General features: G+C 64.7%; 22 protein-coding genes and 1 tRNA gene. 6 read left to right on the top strand and 17 right to left on the bottom strand.

The genetic code is table 11. From position 1 onward, the window contains the following. Positions 1 to 14: 14 nt before the first annotated feature. From astE to NCS58_RS05925, 12 genes are all read right to left on the bottom strand, one after another. The gene (gene astE, locus NCS58_RS05980) at positions 15 to 1031 is read right to left on the bottom strand and encodes a succinylglutamate desuccinylase (RefSeq protein WP_250538117.1); all 1017 of its coding nucleotides are present in this window, start codon (positions 1029 to 1031) and stop codon (positions 15 to 17) included. Continuing rightward, on the bottom strand, positions 1015 to 2364 hold the full coding sequence (astB, locus tag NCS58_RS05975) for an N-succinylarginine dihydrolase (RefSeq protein WP_250538116.1): 1350 nt from the start codon (positions 2362 to 2364) through the stop codon (positions 1015 to 1017). Before astB ends, astE begins: the two co-directional genes overlap by 17 nt. 15 nt (positions 2365 to 2379) lie before the next feature. Further along, the gene (astD, locus tag NCS58_RS05970; protein WP_250538115.1) at positions 2380 to 3852 is read right to left on the bottom strand and encodes a succinylglutamate-semialdehyde dehydrogenase; all 1473 of its coding nucleotides are present in this window, start codon (positions 3850 to 3852) and stop codon (positions 2380 to 2382) included. Between the two features lie 12 nt (positions 3853 to 3864). Then, the gene (gene astA / locus NCS58_RS05965; RefSeq protein ID WP_250538114.1) at positions 3865 to 4896 is read right to left on the bottom strand and encodes an arginine N-succinyltransferase; all 1032 of its coding nucleotides are present in this window, start codon (positions 4894 to 4896) and stop codon (positions 3865 to 3867) included. After that, positions 4893 to 5939, bottom strand: coding sequence for an arginine/ornithine succinyltransferase subunit alpha (aruF, locus tag NCS58_RS05960; protein WP_061120154.1), 1047 nt, complete (start codon positions 5937 to 5939; stop codon positions 4893 to 4895). The genes astA and aruF overlap by 4 nt, the downstream gene beginning before the upstream one ends. 16 nt (positions 5940 to 5955) lie before the next feature. Further along, complete coding sequence (locus tag NCS58_RS05955; RefSeq protein WP_250538113.1) at positions 5956 to 7182, bottom strand: aspartate aminotransferase family protein; 1227 nt, start codon at positions 7180 to 7182, stop codon at positions 5956 to 5958. A gap of 131 nt (positions 7183 to 7313) precedes the next feature. Further along, positions 7314 to 8291 carry a GlxA family transcriptional regulator gene (locus NCS58_RS05950; protein WP_250476537.1) on the bottom strand — a complete coding sequence of 326 codons (978 nt, stop codon included), beginning with the start codon at positions 8289 to 8291 and terminating at the stop codon, positions 7314 to 7316. A 46-nt stretch (positions 8292 to 8337) separates the two neighbouring features. Beyond that, positions 8338 to 9165 carry an ATP-binding cassette domain-containing protein gene (locus tag NCS58_RS05945; protein ID WP_061120104.1) on the bottom strand — a complete coding sequence of 276 codons (828 nt, stop codon included), beginning with the start codon at positions 9163 to 9165 and terminating at the stop codon, positions 8338 to 8340. An 18-nt stretch (positions 9166 to 9183) separates the two neighbouring features. Then, positions 9184 to 9918, bottom strand: coding sequence for an ABC transporter permease (locus NCS58_RS05940; RefSeq protein ID WP_250538112.1), 735 nt, complete (start codon positions 9916 to 9918; stop codon positions 9184 to 9186). Between the two features lie 23 nt (positions 9919 to 9941). Then, a complete protein-coding gene (locus tag NCS58_RS05935; protein WP_061120157.1) occupies positions 9942 to 10631 on the bottom strand; it encodes an ABC transporter permease in 690 nt (229 codons plus the stop codon). A 285-nt stretch (positions 10632 to 10916) separates the two neighbouring features. Continuing rightward, positions 10917 to 11315: a hypothetical protein gene (locus NCS58_RS05930; RefSeq protein WP_250476524.1), complete on the bottom strand. Its 399-nt coding sequence runs from the start codon at positions 11313 to 11315 to the stop codon at positions 10917 to 10919. A gap of 49 nt (positions 11316 to 11364) precedes the next feature. Further along, positions 11365 to 12951, bottom strand: a complete 1587-nt coding sequence (locus NCS58_RS05925; RefSeq protein ID WP_061120107.1) for an EAL domain-containing protein — start codon at positions 12949 to 12951, stop codon at positions 11365 to 11367. A 275-nt stretch (positions 12952 to 13226) separates the two neighbouring features. Between NCS58_RS05925 and NCS58_RS05920 the strand changes: the two genes are divergently transcribed. From NCS58_RS05920 to rpsU, 4 genes are all read left to right on the top strand, one after another. Then, positions 13227 to 13766: a GNAT family N-acetyltransferase gene (locus NCS58_RS05920; RefSeq protein ID WP_250538111.1), complete on the top strand. Its 540-nt coding sequence runs from the start codon at positions 13227 to 13229 to the stop codon at positions 13764 to 13766. Between the two features lie 53 nt (positions 13767 to 13819). Continuing rightward, a complete protein-coding gene (locus tag NCS58_RS05915; RefSeq protein ID WP_061120109.1) occupies positions 13820 to 14413 on the top strand; it encodes a YigZ family protein in 594 nt (197 codons plus the stop codon). Between the two features lie 26 nt (positions 14414 to 14439). Beyond that, entirely contained in the window at positions 14440 to 14748 is a 309-nt protein-coding gene (locus NCS58_RS05910; RefSeq protein ID WP_086961388.1) for a 2Fe-2S iron-sulfur cluster-binding protein, read from the top strand. A 164-nt stretch (positions 14749 to 14912) separates the two neighbouring features. Further along, complete coding sequence (rpsU, locus tag NCS58_RS05905; RefSeq protein ID WP_006999077.1) at positions 14913 to 15125, top strand: 30S ribosomal protein S21; 213 nt, start codon at positions 14913 to 14915, stop codon at positions 15123 to 15125. A gap of 316 nt (positions 15126 to 15441) precedes the next feature. Here rpsU and NCS58_RS05900 read toward each other — a convergent pair. The 4 genes from NCS58_RS05900 to NCS58_RS05885 form a co-directional block, all read right to left on the bottom strand. Continuing rightward, a tRNA-Met gene (locus NCS58_RS05900) sits at positions 15442 to 15518 on the bottom strand. A gap of 39 nt (positions 15519 to 15557) precedes the next feature. Continuing rightward, positions 15558 to 17102, bottom strand: coding sequence for a peptide MFS transporter (locus NCS58_RS05895; RefSeq protein ID WP_250538110.1), 1545 nt, complete (start codon positions 17100 to 17102; stop codon positions 15558 to 15560). A 525-nt stretch (positions 17103 to 17627) separates the two neighbouring features. Beyond that, positions 17628 to 18260: a LysE family translocator gene (locus tag NCS58_RS05890; protein WP_061120112.1), complete on the bottom strand. Its 633-nt coding sequence runs from the start codon at positions 18258 to 18260 to the stop codon at positions 17628 to 17630. Between the two features lie 66 nt (positions 18261 to 18326). Then, on the bottom strand, positions 18327 to 19388 hold the full coding sequence (locus NCS58_RS05885; protein WP_250538179.1) for a porin: 1062 nt from the start codon (positions 19386 to 19388) through the stop codon (positions 18327 to 18329). 325 nt (positions 19389 to 19713) lie between these two features. On the opposite strand from NCS58_RS05885, the gene NCS58_RS05880 reads away from it, so the two are divergent. After that, positions 19714 to 20463, top strand: a complete 750-nt coding sequence (locus tag NCS58_RS05880) for an SDR family oxidoreductase (protein ID WP_250538109.1) — start codon at positions 19714 to 19716, stop codon at positions 20461 to 20463. A 59-nt stretch (positions 20464 to 20522) separates the two neighbouring features. On the opposite strand, the gene NCS58_RS05875 is transcribed toward NCS58_RS05880, so the two are convergent. Beyond that, entirely contained in the window at positions 20523 to 21323 is an 801-nt protein-coding gene (locus NCS58_RS05875; RefSeq protein ID WP_250538108.1) for a ribonuclease HI family protein, read from the bottom strand. On the opposite strand from NCS58_RS05875, the gene NCS58_RS05870 reads away from it, so the two are divergent. Next, positions 21315 to 21821 carry a PRC-barrel domain-containing protein gene (locus tag NCS58_RS05870; RefSeq protein WP_061120115.1) on the top strand — a complete coding sequence of 169 codons (507 nt, stop codon included), beginning with the start codon at positions 21315 to 21317 and terminating at the stop codon, positions 21819 to 21821. The genes NCS58_RS05875 and NCS58_RS05870 overlap by 9 nt on opposite strands. Positions 21822 to 21870: the final 49 nt, after the last annotated feature.

The raw sequence follows: 21870 nt of genomic DNA, 5'->3' as shown, positions 1-21870 counted from the left end.
GGCAGCCGATTGACTCAATCGAGAGAGGCGAGCGTCGAATCGGTCGTGTCGACGACCATCAGGCCGGCACGAAGCCCGGGCTTCACCTTCGGATTCGGAAACACGATGCGCTCTTCATCGTGCGACACGCGATAGCGATAATCGCCATCGTGCGCGAGCTCGGTGCCTGCGGGGAACGCGGTGAAGTTCGGCACATCGCTCGCGACATTCAGCACGAAGTGGTCGCTCTGCTTGTCGATCTGCGCGACGACCGTAAACACGCGCAACGGCGCATCCTCCGTTGGCGCCTCGCCCGCGATCAGGCGACGCAACGCCGCATCCGATGCCGCGAAGCGCGCAAGCTCGTTCTGGCCGAACGGCCGCACTTTGCCCAGCTCCAGCGTGCATGCGAGCGCGCCTGCCTGCTCGGCCGTGAAATGCGTGAAGGTGTTGCCCTTCTCGCGATGCAGAAGCACGGCCTGCAGACGCGCATCGCGCAGCCAGTCGAACATCGCGCGCGCGAGCGGCGCGCCCGTGTGCGGCAACAACGCGAACTGTTCGAACACCGATGCGCGGATCGCCGTATGCATGTCGATGTGCCACTTCGGATGCGCGGTCGCATCGAAGAAGTTCAGTGCAGCGCGTTCGAGTTCGCCGGCGCGCGGCGCTTCGCGGCTCGTTTCGAAACGCGCATGACGGCCGCTGAACAGGCGATTGAGGTCGTCGTCGAGATACCGGTCGCCCGCGCGCATCGCGCCGATGTTACCGAGCACGACCAGCACGCGCGCGGCGAGCGGCGCCCGGCCACGCGCGATATCCGCGACGAGCGAAGACAGCATCTCGATCGGCGCGGTTTCATCGCCATGAATGCCCGCCGATACGAGCACGCTGTGCGTCGGTTCCTGGCGGGGTTCGAGCGATAAAACCCCTTCACCCTGCCACGTCCAGCGCACGCCGGAAGGCGCGGTTCCCACGTTCGCCGCGGGACGCCTGCCTTCGAGCGTGAAAGCAAGGAAGTCTTCGAGCAAGGGTGAATCAGCGCTGGAAGTCATAGACGGCACCGAGTCCGAGAATGGTCGTCAGTTCGTCGAGTGCCGCGCGCGATTCGGCGAGCAGCGTCGGATCGGCGAGATCGGCGGGCGCGAGACGGTCGCGATAGTGTCTGTCGATCCACGCATCGAGCTGTGTGAAGAGCGCGTCGTTCATCCATACACGCGCATTGACCGCGGCGCGCTCGGCATCGTTGAGCACGACACGCAGACGCAGGCAGGCCGGGCCGCCGCCGTTCTTCATGCTTTCGCGCAAATCGAAGACGAGCACTTCGTCGATGGGCGTTACGCGCGACGCGAGCGAATCGAGATAAGCCGCCACGCGCGCGTTCTCGCGGCATTCCTGCGGCACGACGAGCAACTGCCTGCCATCCGCGCCAGACAGCAACTGGCTGTTGAAGAGATACGACGAGACCGCGTCCTCCACGCTCACTTCGCTTTCCGGCACTTCGAGCGCGGTAAACGGCGTGCCGAGCGCCTCGAGCTTCGCGCGCAGTTCGTCGTAGACCTTGTGCTGATCGACGAACGCGCGCTCATGGCAAAAGAGCGTCGTGCGATTGCCGACCGCGATCACGTCGTTATGGAACACGCCCGCGTCGATCACGCCGGGCGATTGCTGCGCAAACACGGTTGCACTATTGGACAGGCCATGCAGGCGCGCGACCGCGCGGCTCGCTTCGAGCGTCTGACGCGCGGGATAGCGCTGCGGCTGCGGACCCTGTCCGTACTCGCTCTTGCCATACACGAAAAACTCGACGCCCTTGTCGCCGTACTCGCGAGCGAAGCGCGTATGGTTCGCCGCGCCTTCGTCGCCGAGTGCGGGCGTGCCGGGCAGCGCGTGATGGATGCGAAAGCGGGACTCATCGGCGAAGATCGCGCCGAGCGAGCGGCGTGTTTCGCCATGCTCGATCGCGCGATGTAGCTTGGCCGCGAGATTCGCGGGCGTGAAATGCACGCGGCCGTCTTCCGTGTCCGCCGACGGGCTCACGGTCGCAGCGTTCGCGGTCCACATCGCCGATGCCGAGCTTGCCGCGGCGAGCAGTTCGGGCGCTTCACGCGCGGCGCGGGCGATCACGCTCCCGTCGTCGCCCGAAAAGCCGACATCGCGCAACAGCCTGATCGACGGGCGTTCCAGCGGCGGCAGCACGCCCTGCTGGAAACCGAGATCCGCGAGCCGCTTCATCTTGCGCAAGCCCTGCTTCGCGGCGGCCTTCGGGTTCGCCACCGACTTCTCATTGCTGCGCGACGCGACGTTGCCGAACGAAAGTCCCGCGTAGTTGTGCGTCGGGCCGACCAGCCCGTCGAAGTTCGCCTCGTATGCTTTCGATGCCTGCATGGTCATTTCCCGTACTTAAAACGTGAGTCCCGGCGACACGCTCGCGGGCATCTGCAATTGCGCGCTTTCAACCGATGCCATCGGATAGGAGCAGTAGTCCGCCGCGTAATACGCGCTCGGCCGCTGATTGCCCGAGCGTCCGATGCCGCCGAACGGCGCCGCCGACGATGCGCCATTGGTCGGCCGGTTCCAGTTGACGATGCCCGCGCGGATCGTGCGCTGGAAGTGCTTCCATGCGGCTTCGTCGTCGGCGAGCAGGCCTGCGGAAAGGCCGTACGCGGTATCGTTCGCGCGCTCGATCGCTTCGTCGAAGGTCTGGTAGCGCGTCACCTGCACCATCGGGCCGAAGTGCTCTTCGTCGGGCACGTCGCGGGCGTTCGTCACGTCGAGGATCGCGGGCGACACGAAGCCGAGATTCGCCGCGCGCTGCACCATTTCCAGCACCGGCTTCGCGCCCGCTTCGATGAGGCGCGCCTGCGCATCGACGAGGCGCGCCGCCGCACGCGCCGAAATCACGGCGCCCATGTACGGCTGCGGTTCGTCGTCGAACTTGCCGACACGGATGTTGGCGCTCACCTCGGTGAAGCGCTGCATGAAGCGCTCGCCGAAGGCATCGTCGGGAACGAAGAGACGGCGCGCGCACGTGCAGCGCTGCCCCGCCGACAGAAACGCCGACTGGATCGTGTGATGTACGGCTGCATCGATGTCCTCGACGTTCGCGACGACGAGCGGATTGTTGCCGCCCATCTCCAGCGCGAGCACGATTTCGGGACGCCCGCCGAACTGCTTGTGCAGCAGCGTGCCCGTGTCGGAGCTGCCGGTGAAGAACAGCCCGTCGATCTGCCGGTGATTCGCGAGCGCGACGCCCGTATCCTTCTCGCCCTGCACGAGATTGAGCACGCCAGCCGGCAGTCCAGCCTGAATCCACAGCGCGAGCGTCGCAGCCGCCACGCCGGGCGCGAGTTCCGATGGCTTGAACACGACCGTATTGCCGGCGATCAGCGCAGGCACGATATGCCCGTTCGGCAAGTGGCCCGGAAAGTTGTATGGCCCGAACACGGCGACGACACCATGCGGACGATGCCGCAGCACCGCGACGCCATCGGCCATCGGCGCGCGCTTTTCGCCGGTTCGCTCGTGATACGCCTGCACGGAAATATCGACTTTTGCCGCCATCGATGCGACTTCCGTGCGCGCTTCCCACAGCGGCTTGCCGGTCTCGCGGCCGATCGCGCTCGCGAGCGCGTCCTTGTTTTCGTTGAGCAGGGCCGCGAAGCGTTTGGCGATCGCGACACGCTCATCGAACGACAGCGCGGACCAGGAAGCGAACGCGCGCCGCGCCGACGATACCGCGCGATCCACGTCTTGCGCCGATGCGCCCCGGCCTTGCCATACGATCTCGTCGGAGCCCGGATTGCGCGATGCAAACGCGGCGCCCTTGCCGTCCTGCCAATCACCGCCGATATACAACTGGTTAGAAATATCCATGTTCTCTCTCGTTCACTTCGCGCGCGGATAAGACGTCAGCACGCGCACGTTGTCGCCTTCCTTCACGCGCAATGCGGCGGCTTCTTCCGCCGTCAGCACAAACGCGCCGTTCTCCACCGCGCCCGTCGTCGCGCCGCAGCGGAAGTCTTCGAGCAGCGTGTTCGATACGAGGCTCTTCGCGTCGCTGTCCGTCTGCGTGCGATCGCCGATGCGCAGGCGGGCGACCACGCTCTCACGCACGGTGCGCAAGTCTGTCGTATGGCATTCGAGCACCGGGCCCGCATCGAAGATATCGACGTGGTTCTCGTAACGCAGGCCTTCCGCTTCGAGCATCTTGCGCGCGGGCGCCGTGTCCTTGTGCGTGACGCCGACCGCGCGTTGCGCCGCATCCGGCAGCAAGTCGAGATACACCGGGTAGCGCGGCATCAACTCGGCGACGAAAGACTTCTTGCCGTGCGAGCTCAGGTAATCCGCTTCGTTGAAATCGATCTGATAGAAGTGCGAGCCGACCGCGTCCCAGAACGGCGACTCGCCGTTCTCGTCGAAGTGTCCGCGCAGTTCCGCGCACAGACGCTGCGGAAAGCGATCCGTGAACTGCGCGATGAACATGAAGCGCGAGCGCGACAGCAAGCCGCCCACACCCGCCGTCCGATAACGCGGGCTCAGGAACAGCGAGCACACTTCCGCATAACCCGTCAGATCGTGCGAGATGTTGAGCAGCGACATGCGCGTCCATACGCCCATGTCCTTGCTCGCATGCACGACCGTCGACACGCGATAGTTGTAGAACGGCTGCTCCAGCCCGACTTCCGTTTCGATGCCGCACACACCGGCGACATCGCCCGTCGCGGTGTCTTCCATCACGAAGAAGTAGCCCGCTTCGAAGGCCTGCGCCTCGCCGGCGAGCGTGCGGCGCGCACGTTCGACGCGTGCCGCGAGCGCGCCGCGATCCGGCTTGAACGTGGTGAGTCCGGGACCCGTTTCCTGGGCGAGCGCGACGAGCGCATCGACATCGCCCGGCTGCGTGCAACGCACGACGATCATTGCAATTCTCCCGATGCCTGATGCAACGGCACGCAACGCACCGTGTCCTTGTCCTCCACGCCGAGCGCGGCGCGCGCGGCGGCGGTCAATGCGGCGCCGTCGGCGCGCGTTCCCGCCAGTCCGGCGACGATGCAGCGGAACTCATGCGCCCCGCCTGCGGCGACGATATACGGCGCGCCGCTTTCGGATGCGCCCTCGCGCACCGTGCGCAGCTCGCTCGAACTCGCCGATGCGCTCTTGCCGACGGCGATGGTGAGCACCGGGCCCGCATCGAAGATATCGACGAAACGATCCGGCTCGAAGCCTTCTTCGAGATGGATGTCGTAAGCGAGCAGCGTGCCTTCGTTCGGCTCGCCGAGCACGCGCTGCGCTTCGCCTGGCAGCAAAGGCACATAGAGCGGATAGCTCGGCATCACTTCCGCGATGAACGTGCGGCTGCGTCCGCCCGATTCCGCTTCCACCTGCTCGAAGTCGCGACCGAAGAACTTGCGGCCCACCGCATCCCAGAATGGCGAGGCGCCGGTGTCGTCGGTGACGCCGAGCATCAGCGAAAAGACTTCGCTCGAGAAGCGCTTGCGGTTCGCCGCAATGTAGATCATGCGTGCGCGCGACAGCAGATGTGCCGCCGCTTCGTTCGCTTCGTTGCGCAGCGACGGATCGATGTAGAAACCCGTCAGACGGCTCTTGCCCGTCAGTTCGTGCGACATCGTGAGCGCGTGGATCTTGCGGTTCACCTTGAGCTCGCGCGACGCGTGAATCAGCGCGTCGTTGCGAAACGCGTAGAACGGCTCGGAATACCCCGCCGACGCGACGATGCTCGACGTGCCGAGCAGCCGGCCCGTTTGCGCATCTTCGAGCACGAAGAGATAGAACTCCTCGCCGGGGAATTCGACTTCGGCGCGAAACGAGTCTTCCGACAACGCGACGCGCGTTTCGAGCGCGCGCCGGTCGCGCGGCAGCGAGTGCAGCACGGGAAGCGCTGCGCGCGCCATCCGTTCGAGCTCGTCGAGATCGGAGAGTCTTGCGGGACGAACGAATAGCATCATCGGGTCCTGTTGATCACTTGACGGCCGCGGTGCCGACGACCTGCTCGATCGCCTTGCCGATGCGCGCGAAGCCCTCGTCGAGATCGGCCATCGGCATGATGAGCGACGGCGCGAAGCGCAGCACGTTCGGCCCGGCGATCAGCATGATGACGCCGTTCGCCGCCGCCGCATTGAGCACGTCCTTCGCGCGGTCCTTGTATGCGTCGTTCAGCTCCGCGCCGATCAGGAGACCGCGTCCGCGAATCTCCTTGAACATGCCGAAGCGCTCGTTGAGACGCTCCAGATGCGTTTTGATCGCGCGGCTGCGCTCGTTCACGCCTTCGAGCAGCTTCGGATCGCTGATGAGCTCGACGACCTTCTCCGCGATCGACGCGCCGAGCGGATTGCCGCCATATGTCGTGCCGTGGACGCCGACCTTGAAATGCGCGGCGATCTCGGTGGTCGTGAGCATCACGCCGATGGGGAAGCCGTTGCCCAGCGCCTTCGCGCTCGTGAGGATGTCGGGCGTCACGCCGTACTGCATGTACGCGTAGAACGTGCCCGTGCGGCCGACGCCCGTCTGCACTTCATCGAAAATGAGCAGCGCACCGTGCTTGTCGCACGCTTCGCGCAGGCCCTTCAGGAACGCGGGATCGGCGGGCAGCACGCCGCCTTCGCCCTGCACCGGTTCGACGATGACCGCGCACGTCTTCGGGCCGATGGCTTCGAGCGCCTTTGGCAGATCGTTGTACGGCAGATGACGGATGCCCTGCGGCTGCGGGCCGAAGCCTTCGGCGTACTTCGGCTGGCCGCCGACGCTCACCGTGAAAAACGTGCGGCCGTGGAACGACTGCGTAAACGAGATGATCTCGATCTTGTCCTCGCCGTGATTGTCGATCGCATAGCGGCGTGCGAGTTTGAGCGCCGCTTCGTTCGCTTCCGCGCCCGAGTTCGCGAAGAACGCGCGATCGGCGAAGGTCAGATCGGTCAGGCGTTTCGCGAGGCGCAACACCGGCGCATTGGTGTAGCCGTTGCCGATATGCCAGAGCTTTTCGCCCTGCTCGTGCAGCACTTTCAGTAATTCGGGATGACCGTGGCCCAGCGCCGTTACCGCGATGCCGCCGGCGAAATCGACATAATCGCGGCCTTCGGTGTCCCATACGCGCGAGCCGCGGCCCCGGTCGGGCACGAAATTGGCCGGTGCGAATACCGGGACCATTACTTCGTCGAATGTACCGCGATTCACTGTGATGTCGGTCATGAGCCACTCCTCGTCAGGTTCGTGCATCGGTGTCAGCACCGGTTCTTGGCAATCAGCTTCGATATTAGGCAATCGCGCGCGTTCCGTCTTGCGCGTTCGCGACATGCTTCGATGGGGTTTTTTCGCAGCCTTCAGGCGGGCTCGGGCGGCTCGATCAGCGCGCCGCCGCGCGGCTCGTCGATGGCGCCCCCGCGCTGCTTTTCGATCCAGTTGCGGCGCTCCTCGCGCGGCGTCACGCCGAAGCGGTCGCGGTACGCATTGGAGAAATGCGCCGCCGAGGAAAAGCCGCACGCGAGGCTGATCTGCACCACGGATTTGCTCGTGCGCTGCAACTGCGTGCGCGCTTTCGTGAGGCGCAGGTTGAGGTAGTACTTCGAGGGCATTGCGCCGAGGTACTGGCGAAAGAGCCGCTCGAGCTGCCGCCGCGAAATGCCGACGAGACTCGCGATTTCATCGGTGGCGAGCGGATCTTCGATGTTCGCTTCCATCAGTTGCAGCGCATCGTTCAGGCGGGGGTGACGCTCGCCCGGCGCGGTGACGAACGGGATGCGCTGACGCTCCGTGCCCGCGCGCAAGGTGCCGATGCCGAGCGAATCCGCGATGCGCTCCGCGAGATCCGGGCCGTGATCGCGCGCAATCATCGCGAGCATGAAGTCGATGCTCGCCTGGCCGCCGGAACATGTGGCGCGGTCGCGGTCGATTTCGAAAATCTGCTGACTGACGATCGCGCGCTCGAACTGCTCGGTGAATTGCTGATACGTTTCCCAGTTCACCGCGACGCGATATTGCGCGAGCTGGCCGGCCATCGCGAGCCACCATACGCCGTGATGAATGCCGGTGACGAGCGGCGTGCGCGGCGCGACGCGCGCGAGGCTCGCGAGAAAGAGGCGGTAGTCGGCGAACTGCTGATAGCGCTCCGACACGACGATGAGCCAGTCGCAACGCACCGCGTCGTTGAATGCGCAATCGGCCGGGAGTTGCGCACCGCCCGAAAGCGGCACGGGCCGGCCGTCCCAGGAACAGATGCGCCATTCGTAGAGACGATGGCCGTCGATCTCGTTGGCGAGAGAGAGACAGTCGATGATCGTGCCGATGCCGCTCATCGACATCGGCGGGAGCGCGACGATCGCAACCTGCAGCGGCGCGCCTGCCACGTTATTTCAGGCTGCCCGACAGGAACTGCCGAAGACGCTCGCTCTTTGGGACGCTCAGCACTTCCGCAGGCGCGCCCTCTTCTTCCGTGCGCCCCTGATGCAGGAACATCACGTGGTTCGACACGTTGCGCGCAAAGCCCATCTCGTGCGTGACGACGATCATCGTGCGGCCTTCCTCGGCGAGCTTCTGCATCACCTTCAGCACTTCGCCGACGAGTTCGGGATCGAGCGCGGACGTGGGTTCGTCGAAGAGCATGACATCGGGATGCATCGCGAGCGCGCGCGCAATCGCGACGCGCTGCTGCTGCCCGCCCGACAAGTGCGACGGATACTGCTTCTCGACGCGCGGCGGCAGGCCCACTTTCTCCAGATACGTGCGCGCACGATCCTCCGCTTCCTTCTTCGACACGCCGAGCACGTGGATCGGCGCTTCCATCACGTTCTCGATGGCCGTCATGTGCGACCAGAGATTGAAATGCTGAAACACCATCGCGAGCTTGGTGCGCACGCGCTGCAACTGCTTGTGATCCGCGACTTCGAGATTGCCGGCGCGGTCGGCCTTCGTGCGCACGGTTTCTCCATCGACGATGATTTGCCCCGCGTTCGGCCGCTCGAGAAAGTTGATGCAGCGCAAAAACGTGCTCTTGCCCGAGCCGCTCGCGCCGATGATGCTGATGACATCGCCGGCGCGAGCGGCGAGCGAGACGCCCTTCAACACTTCGTTGTCGCCGTAGCGCTTGTGAATGTCCTCGGCGACGAGCTTGGTCGCGACGTCTTTGGCGGTTGGCTCCAACGCTTTCTCCTCGGGTGATGACAGGGACTGATGCATGGTTTCGAATTCTACCGCTCAGGCACGCCGCGCCCCATGCGCCGGGCCCGCCGGCCGCAGGTACGCGAGCCAGTGCCGCTCCGCGCGCCGGAATGCCGCGACGAGCGCGAACGAGATCGCCACGTAGAGGAGCGCCGCGATGCCGAACGATTCGAACGATTGATAGGTGGCCGAATTCGCATCGCGCGCGACCTTCAGGATGTCCGGCACGGTCGCCGTGAACGCGACGGTGGTCGCGTGCAGCATCAGAATCACTTCGTTGCTGTACAAAGGCAAGGCGCGGCGCAACGCCGACGGCAGGATCACGCGTCGATACATCGTGAACGTGTTCATACCGTAGGCGCGCGCGGCTTCGACTTCGCCGTGCGGAATTGCGCGGATCGCGCCGGCGAAGATTTCGGTCGTGTAGGCGCAGGTGTTCAGCGCGAACGCGAGAATCGCGCAGTTGAAGCCGCTGCGAAAGAACGCTTCGAGCAAGGATTGCGTGCGCACGAATTCCAGGCTGTACATGCCCGTGTAGAGCAGCAGCAGTTGCACGTAGAGCGGCGTGCCGCGGAACACGTAGGTGTAGATGCGCACGGGCGTCGAGAGCCAGCGGTTGCGCGACACCCGCGCGCAGGCGAGCGGCACCGCCGCGCAGAAGCCGAGCGCGATCGACGTCGCGAGCAGCCATAACGTGACGACGAGGCCCGACGCGCGCATGCCGTCGGAGTACAGGAACGGGCGCCAGTATTCGGCGAAGATCTGGATCATGGCTTGTCGCTCGCTAGCAGAGGTCAGAGTTCGGCATGGCGCACGCCGATCGAATAGCGGCGCTCGAGCGCCATTAGCACGAGATTCGACGCGCTCGTGATCGCGAGATAGATCAACGCCGCGATCAGAATGAAGAAGAACATGTTGAACGTGCTCTTGCCCGCGTCCTGCGCGGCTTTCACGACATCGGCGAGGCCGATGATCGACACGAGCGCCGTCGCCTTCACGAGCACTTGCCAGTTATTGCCGATGCCGGGCAACGCGAAACGCATCATCTGCGGAAAGAGGATGCGGGCGAACACGCGCATGCCGCTCATGCCGTATGCGCTGCCCGCTTCCAGTTGACCGCGCGGCACGGCGAGAAACGCGCCGCGAAACGTTTCGGTGAAGTACGCGCCGTAAATGAAGCCGAGCGTGAGCACGCCGGCCGTGAACGGGTCGATATCGAACTGATCCCAGCCGAACGCATCGGTCAGATTGTTCACCGCGATCTGGATGCTGTAGAAAAGCAGCAGCATCAATACGAGATCGGGCACCGAGCGGATGAGCGTCGTGTACGCGGTCGCGATGGCGCGCCACGGAGCGTGACGCGAAAGTTTCGCGGATGCGCCAGCCAGGCCGAGCAGCACCGATACCGCGAGAGACAGCACCGCGAGCGCGAGCGTCTCTTTGGCGCCCGCCCAGAGGAGCGGAGCAAAGCCGTACAGGTTCAAGAGTCGCCTCCAACGTCTTTCGTGTTGACCGGAAAGAAACGGAGCGCGCGATGCAAAGGCGCGCTCCGGCGATTGGCGGCGATACTCGCAAGCGAAAATCAATCGCTCAATGACGTTGGACCATGTTTGCTGCGACGCAGCATGAGAACGAAGCGCGCGGCGGCGCCGTCATCTGCCCGCCGCGCAATGCTGTCCGCGTGCGACAGACAGGAAAACCCGCACACGCGCGGCCGACGAAATTTGCATTTTTCAGGTCGCATTTTCGATAGACCGCGCGCAGGCGCTCTACGCGCGCGCGACGCTCCGCACGTGCTGCGCGACCTGCCCGTTCGCCACGGCGACCTCCGGGCTATCCTGCAGCAAGGGCAGGAACTGCTCCGCGAAAACAGGATCGCGCGTCCCGGCGCTGAACATGTCGGCAACCGCCTTCGCATGCGCGATGCGCGCGTCGGCGGTGGCTTCGTCGTCGTCGAGCACGTCGTCGATGGCGGCGATCAATGTCGAAAGCGGCGTGAGCCAGCGATACGCCGAACCGTTGATCACGATCTGCAGGAATTCGCCCGGCGACACCGGCCCGAACTCGGCCTCGTGGCGCGCGCGCAGATGCGCAAGAACGCTACGATGAAGCGCAAGCAGCGGATGGCGCACGTCGCGCAGGAAAGCGGTGGCTGTCTGGTCGTTCATGATCGTGCCTCGTCTGGAAACGACTTAAGTGAGGACGTTTCGGTATCGATCAAGCGCCGCGCGTCCTGCCCGCATACCGGATGAATTCCGCCGCCGAAAGCGGCGCGGAGAAGAACCAGCCCTGTCCGTACTGCGCGCCGCGCGCCTGCAGATACGCGGCCTGCTCCTCGCGCTCGATGCCTTCGGCGATCACCTGCACATCGAGCGTCACGGCCATGTCGATAATGTGCGAGGCGACGCTGCTCGACGCCGCGTCCTGCCCGACGGTATCGACGAAGGACTTGTCGATCTTCAGGCCGTCGATGCGGAAGTTCTGCAAGTGCGAGAGGCTCGAATAGCCGGTGCCAAAATCGTCGAGATAGACGGCGTGGCCTGCTTCCCGGAACGCGCTGATGACTTCCTTGGCGGCATCGGCGTCGAGAAAGCTGCGCTCGGTCGCCTCGATGCGGATCTGCGCCGGCCGCACGCCTTGCCGCGCGATCGCCGGGCCGAGCACGTCGAGAAAGCGACGCGTCGTGAGATCCTGCGCGGAGAGGTTCACCGACACGTAATACTCCGGATAGCGCCTGAGGAAGTCGCCGAGTTCCAGCAGGATCGTGTCGAGCACCTGATCCGTGATTGCCTGGATCAGCCCGCGATGCTCCGCGAGCGGGATGAATTGATCGGGCCGCACGATGCGATCGTGATATTTCCAGCGCACGAGGGCTTCGGCGCCGACGCAGCGTCGCGTGGCGAGATCGACGATCGGCTGATACGCGACGATGAACTGGTGCCGCCGCACTGCGTCGCTCAGCTGGCCGCGCGGCGAAAGCCGGCGCACGACGAAGAACGCCGCCCAGCTCGCGAACAGGAGCCCCGCCACGACGCCGCCGAGCAGCCAGCCCCAGGGCAGCGTGCGCAGGCGCTGATGCAGCGTCTGATGCGGCGCGCTCACGACGACCGCGAGCGGCATCGACACGGATCGGCGCACGACGTACGGCGCGCAGTCGCGCACGGGCGGCGCGGTGCGATACGCGGCGAGGATGGCGTTGGCATCGGTGGCGGGCGTGGTCGCGATCACGCGGCTCACGTCCGTGTTGATAACGGCGACGCCGCTCGCGACGTCGTCGTTCGCATCGAGCGCGTCGATGTAAAGCGATGGATCGGCGGCGATGTAAAAACCGTTTCGGCCCATCACGAGCGAAGACTTGCCGCCCGGCAGGCGCGACAGGCCATACCACGCCATCACGCCGTCGCGCGAGCGCCAGTCCGGCGGCGGCAACGTGAGACCGTCGAGCACGCCCGCCGACACCGCGCCGAGCAGCGACGAGCACTGCCAGCGGCCAGCGTGATCGTATGCGCCCGCATCGCGCACTTGCTCATGCGTGAGCGCGATACGCCGCAGTTCTTTCAGATACGGCGGCGAGCATGGCGTCGCCGCCACCTTGCCGATCTCCCCGAGCGCACCGGAAAGACGCCGCGTGAGCTCCTCGGCGCGATAGAGCGCGGCCTCGGCGACCATGTTCAGGCGCTCGGCCTCGTCATGCCGCTGGCTGCGCTGCGCGAACAAAAAGCCGATCCCCGCCGGCGCCAGCGCCGCGATTACCACGATGACGATCAGAAGCGCCGCCAAGGCACCACGTTGAATGTTGTTCATTGCGTGTGATGGACCGCGGCGCGAGCCATGTCGCGCGCCGCGTTTTTCGTTTCCTGCTCGACTGCGTCGGCTCGTCTTGCGCCGCTCATGCGAGAGTCTCGGACAAACGACCTAGTGTAGGGGCCGGGCATCGCCCGGTTCAACGAATTCTTTGCCCGAAAACTCAACCTTTTGGTGGGCTTCCGCACGGCCCGCAGGCCCTTTTTTTGCCGACTGCGCGCCGTGCGAAAATGGCATGACCAGAAACGGCGTTTTCCTTGCATCGAACGATAACTATGGACTCACACGACCGCCCCCGTCCGCTCGTGCGCGACGCCGCGCCCGGGGACTTCGACGCCATCGCGCGCATCTATTCGCACTACGTCGAGCACGCGCTCGCGACCTTCGAGGAGATCGCTCCTTCCGTCGACGAGATGCGCGCGCGTCACGCGGCAATCGCGGCGGCGGGTTTGCCCTATCTCGTCGCGGAACTCGATGGCCGACTGGCGGGCTATGCGTATGCGTCGGCCTACCGGCCGCGCTCGGCTTACCGCCATACGATCGAGGATTCGGTCTATGTTGCCGAGGGTTTCGGCCGCTGCGGCATCGGGCGCGCGCTGCTCACGGCGCTCATCGAACGATGCGGGCGCGGACCGTGGCGGCAGATGATCGCGGTGATCGGCAACAGCGGCAACGCGGGATCGATCGCGCTGCATGCGCAGCTCGGCTTCGAGCATGTCGGCGTGCTGCGCGATGTCGGCTTCAAGCACGGACGATGGGTCGACACCGTGCTCATGCAGCGCGCGCTGAACGCGGCCCCGCACGCCCCGGCATGACCGGTCGCGCTGAGCGGCTATGATTCGCCTTTTGCCTCTGCGCTTTTTCTGCTTTGCCAACGTACACCCTCGCCTCTGCCGTCAGCGCCGAAATCGACATCCGCAAGAGCCGCTTCATCGCGCTCGCGCTGCCGGTTGCGGACCGCGATGAAGCCATGCGCGAACTCGGGCGCCTGCGCGCCGAGCACCCGGCCGCCACGCACGTCTGCTGGGCGCTGCTCGCGGGCGGTCAGTCGGGCATGTCCGACGACGGCGAGCCTTCCGGCACCGCCGGACGGCCAATTCTCGAAGTGCTGCGGCATCACGAAGTCGACGGCGTGCTGGCCGCCGTCGTGCGCTATTACGGCGGCATCAAGCTGGGCGCGGGTGGGCTCGTGCGTGCCTATACGGACGCGATCGCCAGCGCGATGCAACTGGCCGAACGCATCGAGCGCATCGAGCGCGGGTTGATCGGCATCGACATCGACTACGCGGATGAAGCGCGCGTGCGGCGTTGGATCGAGCAGCACGACGCGGAACTCGTGCAGAGCGAATACGGCATGACCGTGCGCCTCGTCGTGCGCATGCCAGCGGCGGCGCGCGAACCGGCGGCCGCCGAACTGCGCGATCTCACCCATGGCCGCGCGGGTGTCGAGGTGAAAGCGTGACCGACGACGCGCCGCGCGCCTTCGCGATGGTCATCGAGCCCGCCGGGCACTTCGTCGCGGTGAGAGACGGCGTCACGCTGCTCGAAGCAGCGCTGCAAGCGGGACTGTCGCTGCCGCGATCGTGCCGCAACGGCACGTGCCGCGCATGCATGTGCCGGCTCGTCGATGGTGACATCGCGTATCGCGTCGAATGGCCGGGACTGACGTCGGAGGAACAGGCCGAAGGATGGATTCTGCCGTGCGTGGCGCTCGCGCAATCGGACGTGACGATCGAACAGCCCGACGCGCGCGAGGCCGTACCCGATTCGCGCCCTGTGCGCTCGCGCGGCTTCTGAACCCGGGTATTCCGGGATTGTCGTCTCGATTCAACGACCTACGATGTGATTCCCGAGTCCGCGCGTGCATGTCTTCGTACAAAGTGCGTGCAGGCCGACTCTCAAAAAGTGTACAATTGCGTTTTGCCCTAAATTCTGGCAGGGCCAGATCAACCGAGATTTCAATGACTAAAGTACTGTTGAAAGAGAACGAGCCTTTCGACGTCGCCATGCGTCGTTTCCGCCGTACCGTCGAACGCACGGGCCTGATTCAAGAGCTCAAGTCCCGCATGGCCTATGAAAAGCCGACGACCGAGCGCAAGCGCAAGAAAGCTGCTGCTGTCGCTCGCCTGCGCAAGCAGATTCGTCGCGCGCAACTGCCGAAGAAATTCTATTGATCGACGCAGGGCATACTGCCCTCGTCCATCCTGACAGGATCGGCATCGCAACCTGAGATCGATCGGGTCGCGGTTTCGCGCGCAGGTCGCGTGAAAGCTCGCGGATTTGCGCACTTTCGGTTGCGCCCCAGTCGAAGCAAGTTGGCAAGATCGCACAAAGCCTGCATGAGTGAAAGCTCATGCAGGCTTTTCGTGCTTGGGGATGGAATTCTTATTGGCGAGGTCGCGCGAATAGGTTAGCCGGTGCGAGGCACGAAAAAAAACGAGCGCGGAAAAGCAAAGAGCCCGGATGAACCGGGCTCTTTGCTTGACGATTTGGTTGCGGGGGTAGGATTTGAACCTACGACCTTCGGGTTATGAGCCCGACGAGCTGCCAGACTGCTCCACCCCGCGTCTGAAGAATTAAATTATAGACCGAAGCATTCATCGAAGTCAAACGTTGTTTGCACTCAATCGTGCCGCCGGCTGCGCACGCTCTTTCGCTACGGCGTTCACGGCCTCCTCCACAGCACGCTGATGCGCCCGCGACAGTCTGCCGAGCACGGGCAGGAGTGCCACGGCGACCGCCGCGCCGCCCGCCGCAAGCCAGCCGAGCCCGACGAACAGATGCGTGTAGAGCGGCAGCGATTGCAGCGGCTCGAGATTGCCCGACGGCATGCGCGCAAAGTTGGCCACGACGCTGCCGAGATACTGCGAAACGCCCGTCGCGACGAAATACGCGCCCATCATGAAACCGCTCATGCGGACCGGCACGTAACGCGCGATCATCGCGAGGCCGAGGCCCGACACGAGCAGTTCGCCAAGCGAATAAAGACCGTAGCCCGCCACCATGAACCACGAAGACACGCGCCCGTCGACCGCGTAACGTCCGCTCAGACCGAAGACGAAGAAACCGACCGCGACGACGACGAAGCCCAGTGCGTACTTCGCCGCCACGGGAATATCGCGGCCGCGGCGCGCCTGTCGCGTGTAGACGAACGCGAGGATCGGGCTCAGCAGCATGATCCAGATCGGGTTGAGCGCCTGGAACTGCGCGGCGCTCCATGTGAACAGCTCGACGCCGCCGATCGCGAACGACGGATCGACATTGCGCAGCGCGAACAGCGTGAGCGACGTCGACATCTGCTGATAGAAGACGAAAAACAGAATGACCTGGAGCGTGAGGATCAGCGCGGCGACGAGCCCGGCGCGCTCGCTGCGGTCGCACTTCGTGAGCATGTAGCCGAAGATGCTCAGAATCGCGACGCCCGCTGCGTAGACGCACGCGACGGCCACCGCCTTGTGCTGCAGGACGAACACGGTCGATGCCGCGAGCGCGATGCCGCCCGCCGCCACCGCCAACGCGTGCTTCCAGCAAATGGGCTGATCGTCCGGCGCGGAGCCGATGTGCGCGAGCGTGCGACGCATCAACGCGAAATTGAGCAGGCCGAGCGCCATGCCGCCGCAGCACACGGCGAACGCGGCGTGCCAGCCCCAGTGATCCTTGATCCACGGCGTCGCGAGCATCGAGAAGGTCGAGCCGATGTTCACGGCCATGTAGTAGATCGTGAACGCGCTGTCGATGCGCGCATCGTCGCCCTCGTAGATGCGGCGCACGAGATTCGCCGCGTTCGATTTGAAAAGCCCGTTGCCGACGACGATCACGCCGAGCGACGCATACATGAAACCGAGCGTGTCGATGGGCAGCGCGAGCATCAGATAGCCGAGCGCGAGCACGATCCCGCCGGCGGTCATGGTGCGGCGCGCGCCGAGCACCTTGTCGCCGATCCAGCCGCCGATCGACGGCGCCGAAAACACGAGCGCGGTGAACGCGCCCCAGGTCAGGTTGGCGTGGTCATCGGCGAACCCGATCTTGTTGACCATGAACAGCACGAGCAACGCAGCCATGCCGTAATAGCCGAAGCGCTCCCACATTTCGATCAGAAAAACAGTCGTGAACGAGCGCGTCTGCGAGGTGCCGGACGAGTGAGTAAGCATGGGAGAAAATCCTTCGGACAACAATAAGCGAATCGGCGCAAACCAAGCTTCCGATCGCAAGAAATAACTAAATGAACGAGACGCGCGGATCAGGCCATGTGGCGATCGCGGGTGCGATTATCCGCGAGTAAAACTCAAAATTATCGCAGATTGCAGACGAATGTCTGCTTGCAATCAAGAGACGTGGCGGTGAAGCATATCGGGGAGGTGCGAGAGTTGCGCGCGCGACGCGGCGTGGCCGCATATGCAAGTGGTTGAACTTTCATTGAACTTCAATTTTCCTGACGCGATTCTCGCGTGTGGTGAGAATCGATCGTTGCAGATATCGAACGCACCGAAGGGTCGCTTCACGCGCGTCGCTGGGTTCAGCGAAAAGCAAGCGTATTGCGATTCACGAGCGACGCATTTTGTTGTTATTTGTAATTCGGGTCACTCGCGGATAGCGCTAAGGACTTATCACGTCGTCATTCTCCATGAGTCAACGTAATAATCGGCGCGATTAATCGCGATTTCGATACGCGGGAATCAAGTCGCAGGGCGGCGTACGAATGCGAGCATGACACCGAAACAGATCATGAGCGCCCCGCTTACGCGATTGAACCAGACGAAGCTACGCGCGCCGCGCGAAAGCGAACCCAGGCGCGCACCCAGGGCGGCGTAAATGACGATCGCCACCAGTTCGAGCAGAAGGAACGTCGCGCCGAGGATCGCGAAGCTCGTCGCGTACGCGCTGCGATCGACGAACTGCGGGAAGAATGCGGTGAACACGAGTATCGCTTTCGGATTTCCGGCAGCGACCCAGAACTCCTGCTTGGTGAGCCGTGCGAGACTCACAGGGCCGCGCGCCACACCCTCTTCCTTGACGACGAGCGACGGCCCCGACCGCATCAGCTTCACGCCGATCCAGACGAGATAGGCCGCACCGGCCAGCTTGATCGCGGTGAAAAGCGTCTGCGACGCCAGCAGCAGCGCGCCGAGCCCCAGTCCCGCGATGGCGATCATGATCGCGAACGCGACGATCCGTCCCGACGACGCCAGCACCGAAGCGCGCACGCCATCGCGCGCGCCGTTCGACAGCGACAGAACGTTGTTCGGCCCGAACGCCATGTTGATAGCGAAGCATGCGGGCAGGAAGATCGAAAAGGTCTGGAGCGACATGGGGCACCTGCTGACCAGCGGAAAACAGACGGCTAAGTTATCACGCGCACGACGCCCTCAAAAGTCTCAGAAACGATGACGGATGCCCGTGCTCAGCATCAGTTGATTGCGGCCGCTCGACGGATCGTTGGTGTTGATGATCGCCGGCGCGCCCGACGACGCGCGCTGATAGATCGACTCGAGATACACGTCCGTGCGCTTGGACAGCAGATAGTCGACCTGCAACGCCCCCTCGTGCCAGTGCGCTCCGCCGCCGCTGGTGTAGACGTACATTCCCGACAACTGGATGGCCGGCGTCAGCTTGTAGATGCCATTGATCTCGTAGTTGTTGAGCGCGAGCGACGGCATCGCGTCGCCGGTGTCCGCATCGGTCACGCCGGAGTTGATCGCGCGGGAAAACGCGCCGCTCAGCGTGAATTCGCCCAACTCGTAGCTCATGCCAATGCCGAACGTGTTCTGCCGCTGTACGTTCGCGTTGAAGACCGTGTTGCCGGAGCCGGGCAGCGTAAGCGAATCGTATGCGCCGATCGTCGTGTTGCCGCGCCCGTTGTTGTGCAAGTAGGCCGCGCCCGCATTGAACGATCCGATCGAGTAGTTCGCCCCGACACTGTACGCGCGGTTGTCCGAGAACGCGCCCGCCTCGTTGGAGAACGCGTAGAGGCCACCGAAGCTGAAGCCGCCGTAATTCGCGCTGGTGTACTTGACGGAGTTCGAGGCAAGGAACGAGTTATTCGCGTTGTCGTTATCGAGCACGTGGGCGAACGCGGTGCCGCCCGTGTTGCCGGTGAGCGTGAAGGTCTGGAAATAATCGTGAATCGAATCGTACTGGCGGCCGAAGGTGACCGTTCCGAGCGTATCCGTGCCGATGCCGACATACATCGGATGGTCGTTGAGACCTTCGCCCGTCGCGACCGACAAGCCGCGCTCGAGCCGAAAGATTGCGCGCGCGCCGCCGCCCAGGTCCTCGGAACCTTGCAGTCCCCAGTAGCTGCCGTCGATGGTGCCGCTCGTCAGACGATACTGCGAGTGGCCGCCCACGTTGCTGGTATAAGCGACGCCGGCGTCGAGTTCGCCGTAGAGCTGCACCGAGCTCTGTGCCCAGACCGCCGCCGGCGAGCCGATGAGCATCGCGCATACCGCGACCGAAAACGCGAGCGAGGGCGTGTCGGGCGCGGCGGCATGGCGGCCCTCGGCGATCGACGACGCGGTTCGGGACGCTTTGGGGCGGTTCGGCATGAAAGTCTCCAGCGGTTTTCGTTTCAAGTGGATTGTCAATTTTGCGACAGGGTTTGTCAGTCAGAAAAAAGTCCCGCCCCGCCGCTGTGTCCTGGAACCAACGTTCGACCGTTCTCGACGCGTTTTCATGTTGCCGGATCGTCGCGATTGGGCGTAGACGGCACGTGCAGGCGCATGCCGCTAGAATCGGACGACTTCAGCCAACCTCATCACGCCCATGCCCATGTCCAGTCAGATTCGCGCCATCCTCACCGGCCACACCCGCGGACTCGGCGCCGCGCTCGCGGAAGCTTTGCTCGCGCAAGGCGCCGACGTGCTTGCGATTTCCCGAAAGCGCAACGACGAACTCGCCGCGCGCCATCCCGGCCGGCTTCACGAAATCGAACTGGATCTGGCCGATCTGCCGAAACTTACCGAATGGCTGTCGGGTGAAACCTTGTCGGGCTTCGTCTCCGGAGCGGCGCGCGTGCTGCTCGTCAACAACGCGGGGATGCTCGCGCCGGTCGGCAGTCTCGCGGATCAAGAGCCTGCCGCCGTCGCGCGCGCGGTCAGCGTGAATGTGGCCGCCCCGCTCATGCTTGCCGCGGCCGTGGTCCAGGCGAGCGCGCAGGCCACGGATACGCGCATCGTCCATGTTTCCAGCGGCGCGGCACGCAACGCCTATCCCGGCTGGAGCATCTACTGCGCGACCAAGGCGGCGCTCGATCATCACGCGCGCGCGGTCGCACTCGACGGCAATCGCGCGCTGCGCATCTGCAGCGTCGCGCCGGGCGTCGTGGACACCGACATGCAAGCCGAAATCCGCGGCACGGGCCTCGACCGCTTTCCGATGCGCGAACGCTTCGACGCACTCAAGCGCGATGGCCAGCTCGCGACGCCCGAGGAGTCCGCGCGCAAGGTCGCCGACTATCTATTGAGCGAGGCATTCGGCGATACGCCGACAGCGGATGTCCGCGATCTGAACTGACTTAAGCGATTATTGAATTTCGCAACTTATGACTTCCTTATGGCGGACTTGAACCGCCATCAGGCCGCTTCGACCGCCGCGCGCGACGATCCGAGCGCCCCGCGCGATAGCGCGTCGGCGCGCACGTTGCGGGCGCGCGGTATCCACTGCAGCCGCACATCGCCGATCCGCGCGACAAGCTCGCGGACGCGCGCCGCATGGTGCGCAAGCGACCGAATGCCCGCGCCGTCCGGCGCGCTTGCGTCGTCGATCACGACACGGCTGTCGCCGTAGATCACCGCATCCGTGGCGCCTGCGCGCGCTGCCGCCTCCAGCACGGCGATGAGCGCGAGATATTCCGCCGCGCTGCTGTCGCCCGTGCCGGCGGCGACGCTGATCTCAATGGTTTCTCCCCGCGGCCCGACGAGCACGCCGCCGATCCCGAGCCGACCCGGGTTCGGCAGCGCAGAGCCGTCGAACCAGCCGCGCCATCCGTCGGCGTCGACCTCGGCATTACGCCGCTTCGCCTGGCCCGCGCGCTCGGCCCGAAGGCTTTCGCGCGAACGCAGCGCATCGGCGTGTCGGGTTTGCGCGGCGCGGCGCGCATCGATCAGATTGCGCAAGGACTGTCCGTCCGCCGCTTTCTCCAGTGTCCTGACGAGCGCCGCGTGCTCGGATATTCCCGCGCCCCTGGCGAGCCGCCGGCTCTGCATGCGCTCCTTCTTGTACGCGACGGCGAGCAGTTCCTCGAAAGCAATCATGGGCAGCGGCAGGATTGAACGAACCCGGAGCTTAGCAGACACGCGCGACGCGTCATGGGTACGGCCGTTGCTGATCGGAATGCGTCTACACAACCGGTCAAGGAGCGGATCATGATTCAATCGACGGAGCCGTCTTCGGCAGGCGCGAAGATCGTTGGCAAGGGCGCAGCGACGGCCGCGGGCCCCGGACCCGACGTCATGGCGGCGAGCACGCTCGACGGCAATTCAGTGATGAGCAGCGACGGCCACGACGTCGGCTCGCTCAAGGAAATCATGCTCGATGTGACGAGCGGACGCGTGGCGTATGCGGTGCTGTCGAGCGGCGGATTTCTCGGCATCGGCGACAAGCTGCTGGCCGTGCCCTGGAGCGCGCTCACGCTCGATACCGATAACCGCTGCTTCCGGATCGACGCAACAGCCGAACAGGTGCGCAACTCGCCGGGCTTCGACAAGGATTCGTGGCCGTCGATGGCCGACCGCGTCTGGGCGAGCACCGTGCATCAGCACTACGGACGCGAGCCGTACTGGTCGAACGACCGCGTGAGCGACGTCGGCCCGAGCGGCGCAATTCCGCCAGGCGGCGTGGATGCGCCGGAAGCGGGCGGCGTGAAGCTATAAACGGGGATCGCCGCGCAATGGCGGCAGGAAGGTGCAAAGGGCGTGCGCG

Origin of the sequence: Caballeronia sp. INML3B, assembly GCF_023631305.1 — a bacterium.
GTDB lineage: Bacteria > Pseudomonadota > Gammaproteobacteria > Burkholderiales > Burkholderiaceae > Caballeronia > Caballeronia turbans.
Note: the sequence above shows the minus strand (reverse complement) of the source record. Positions and strands in the feature narration are given on the sequence as shown.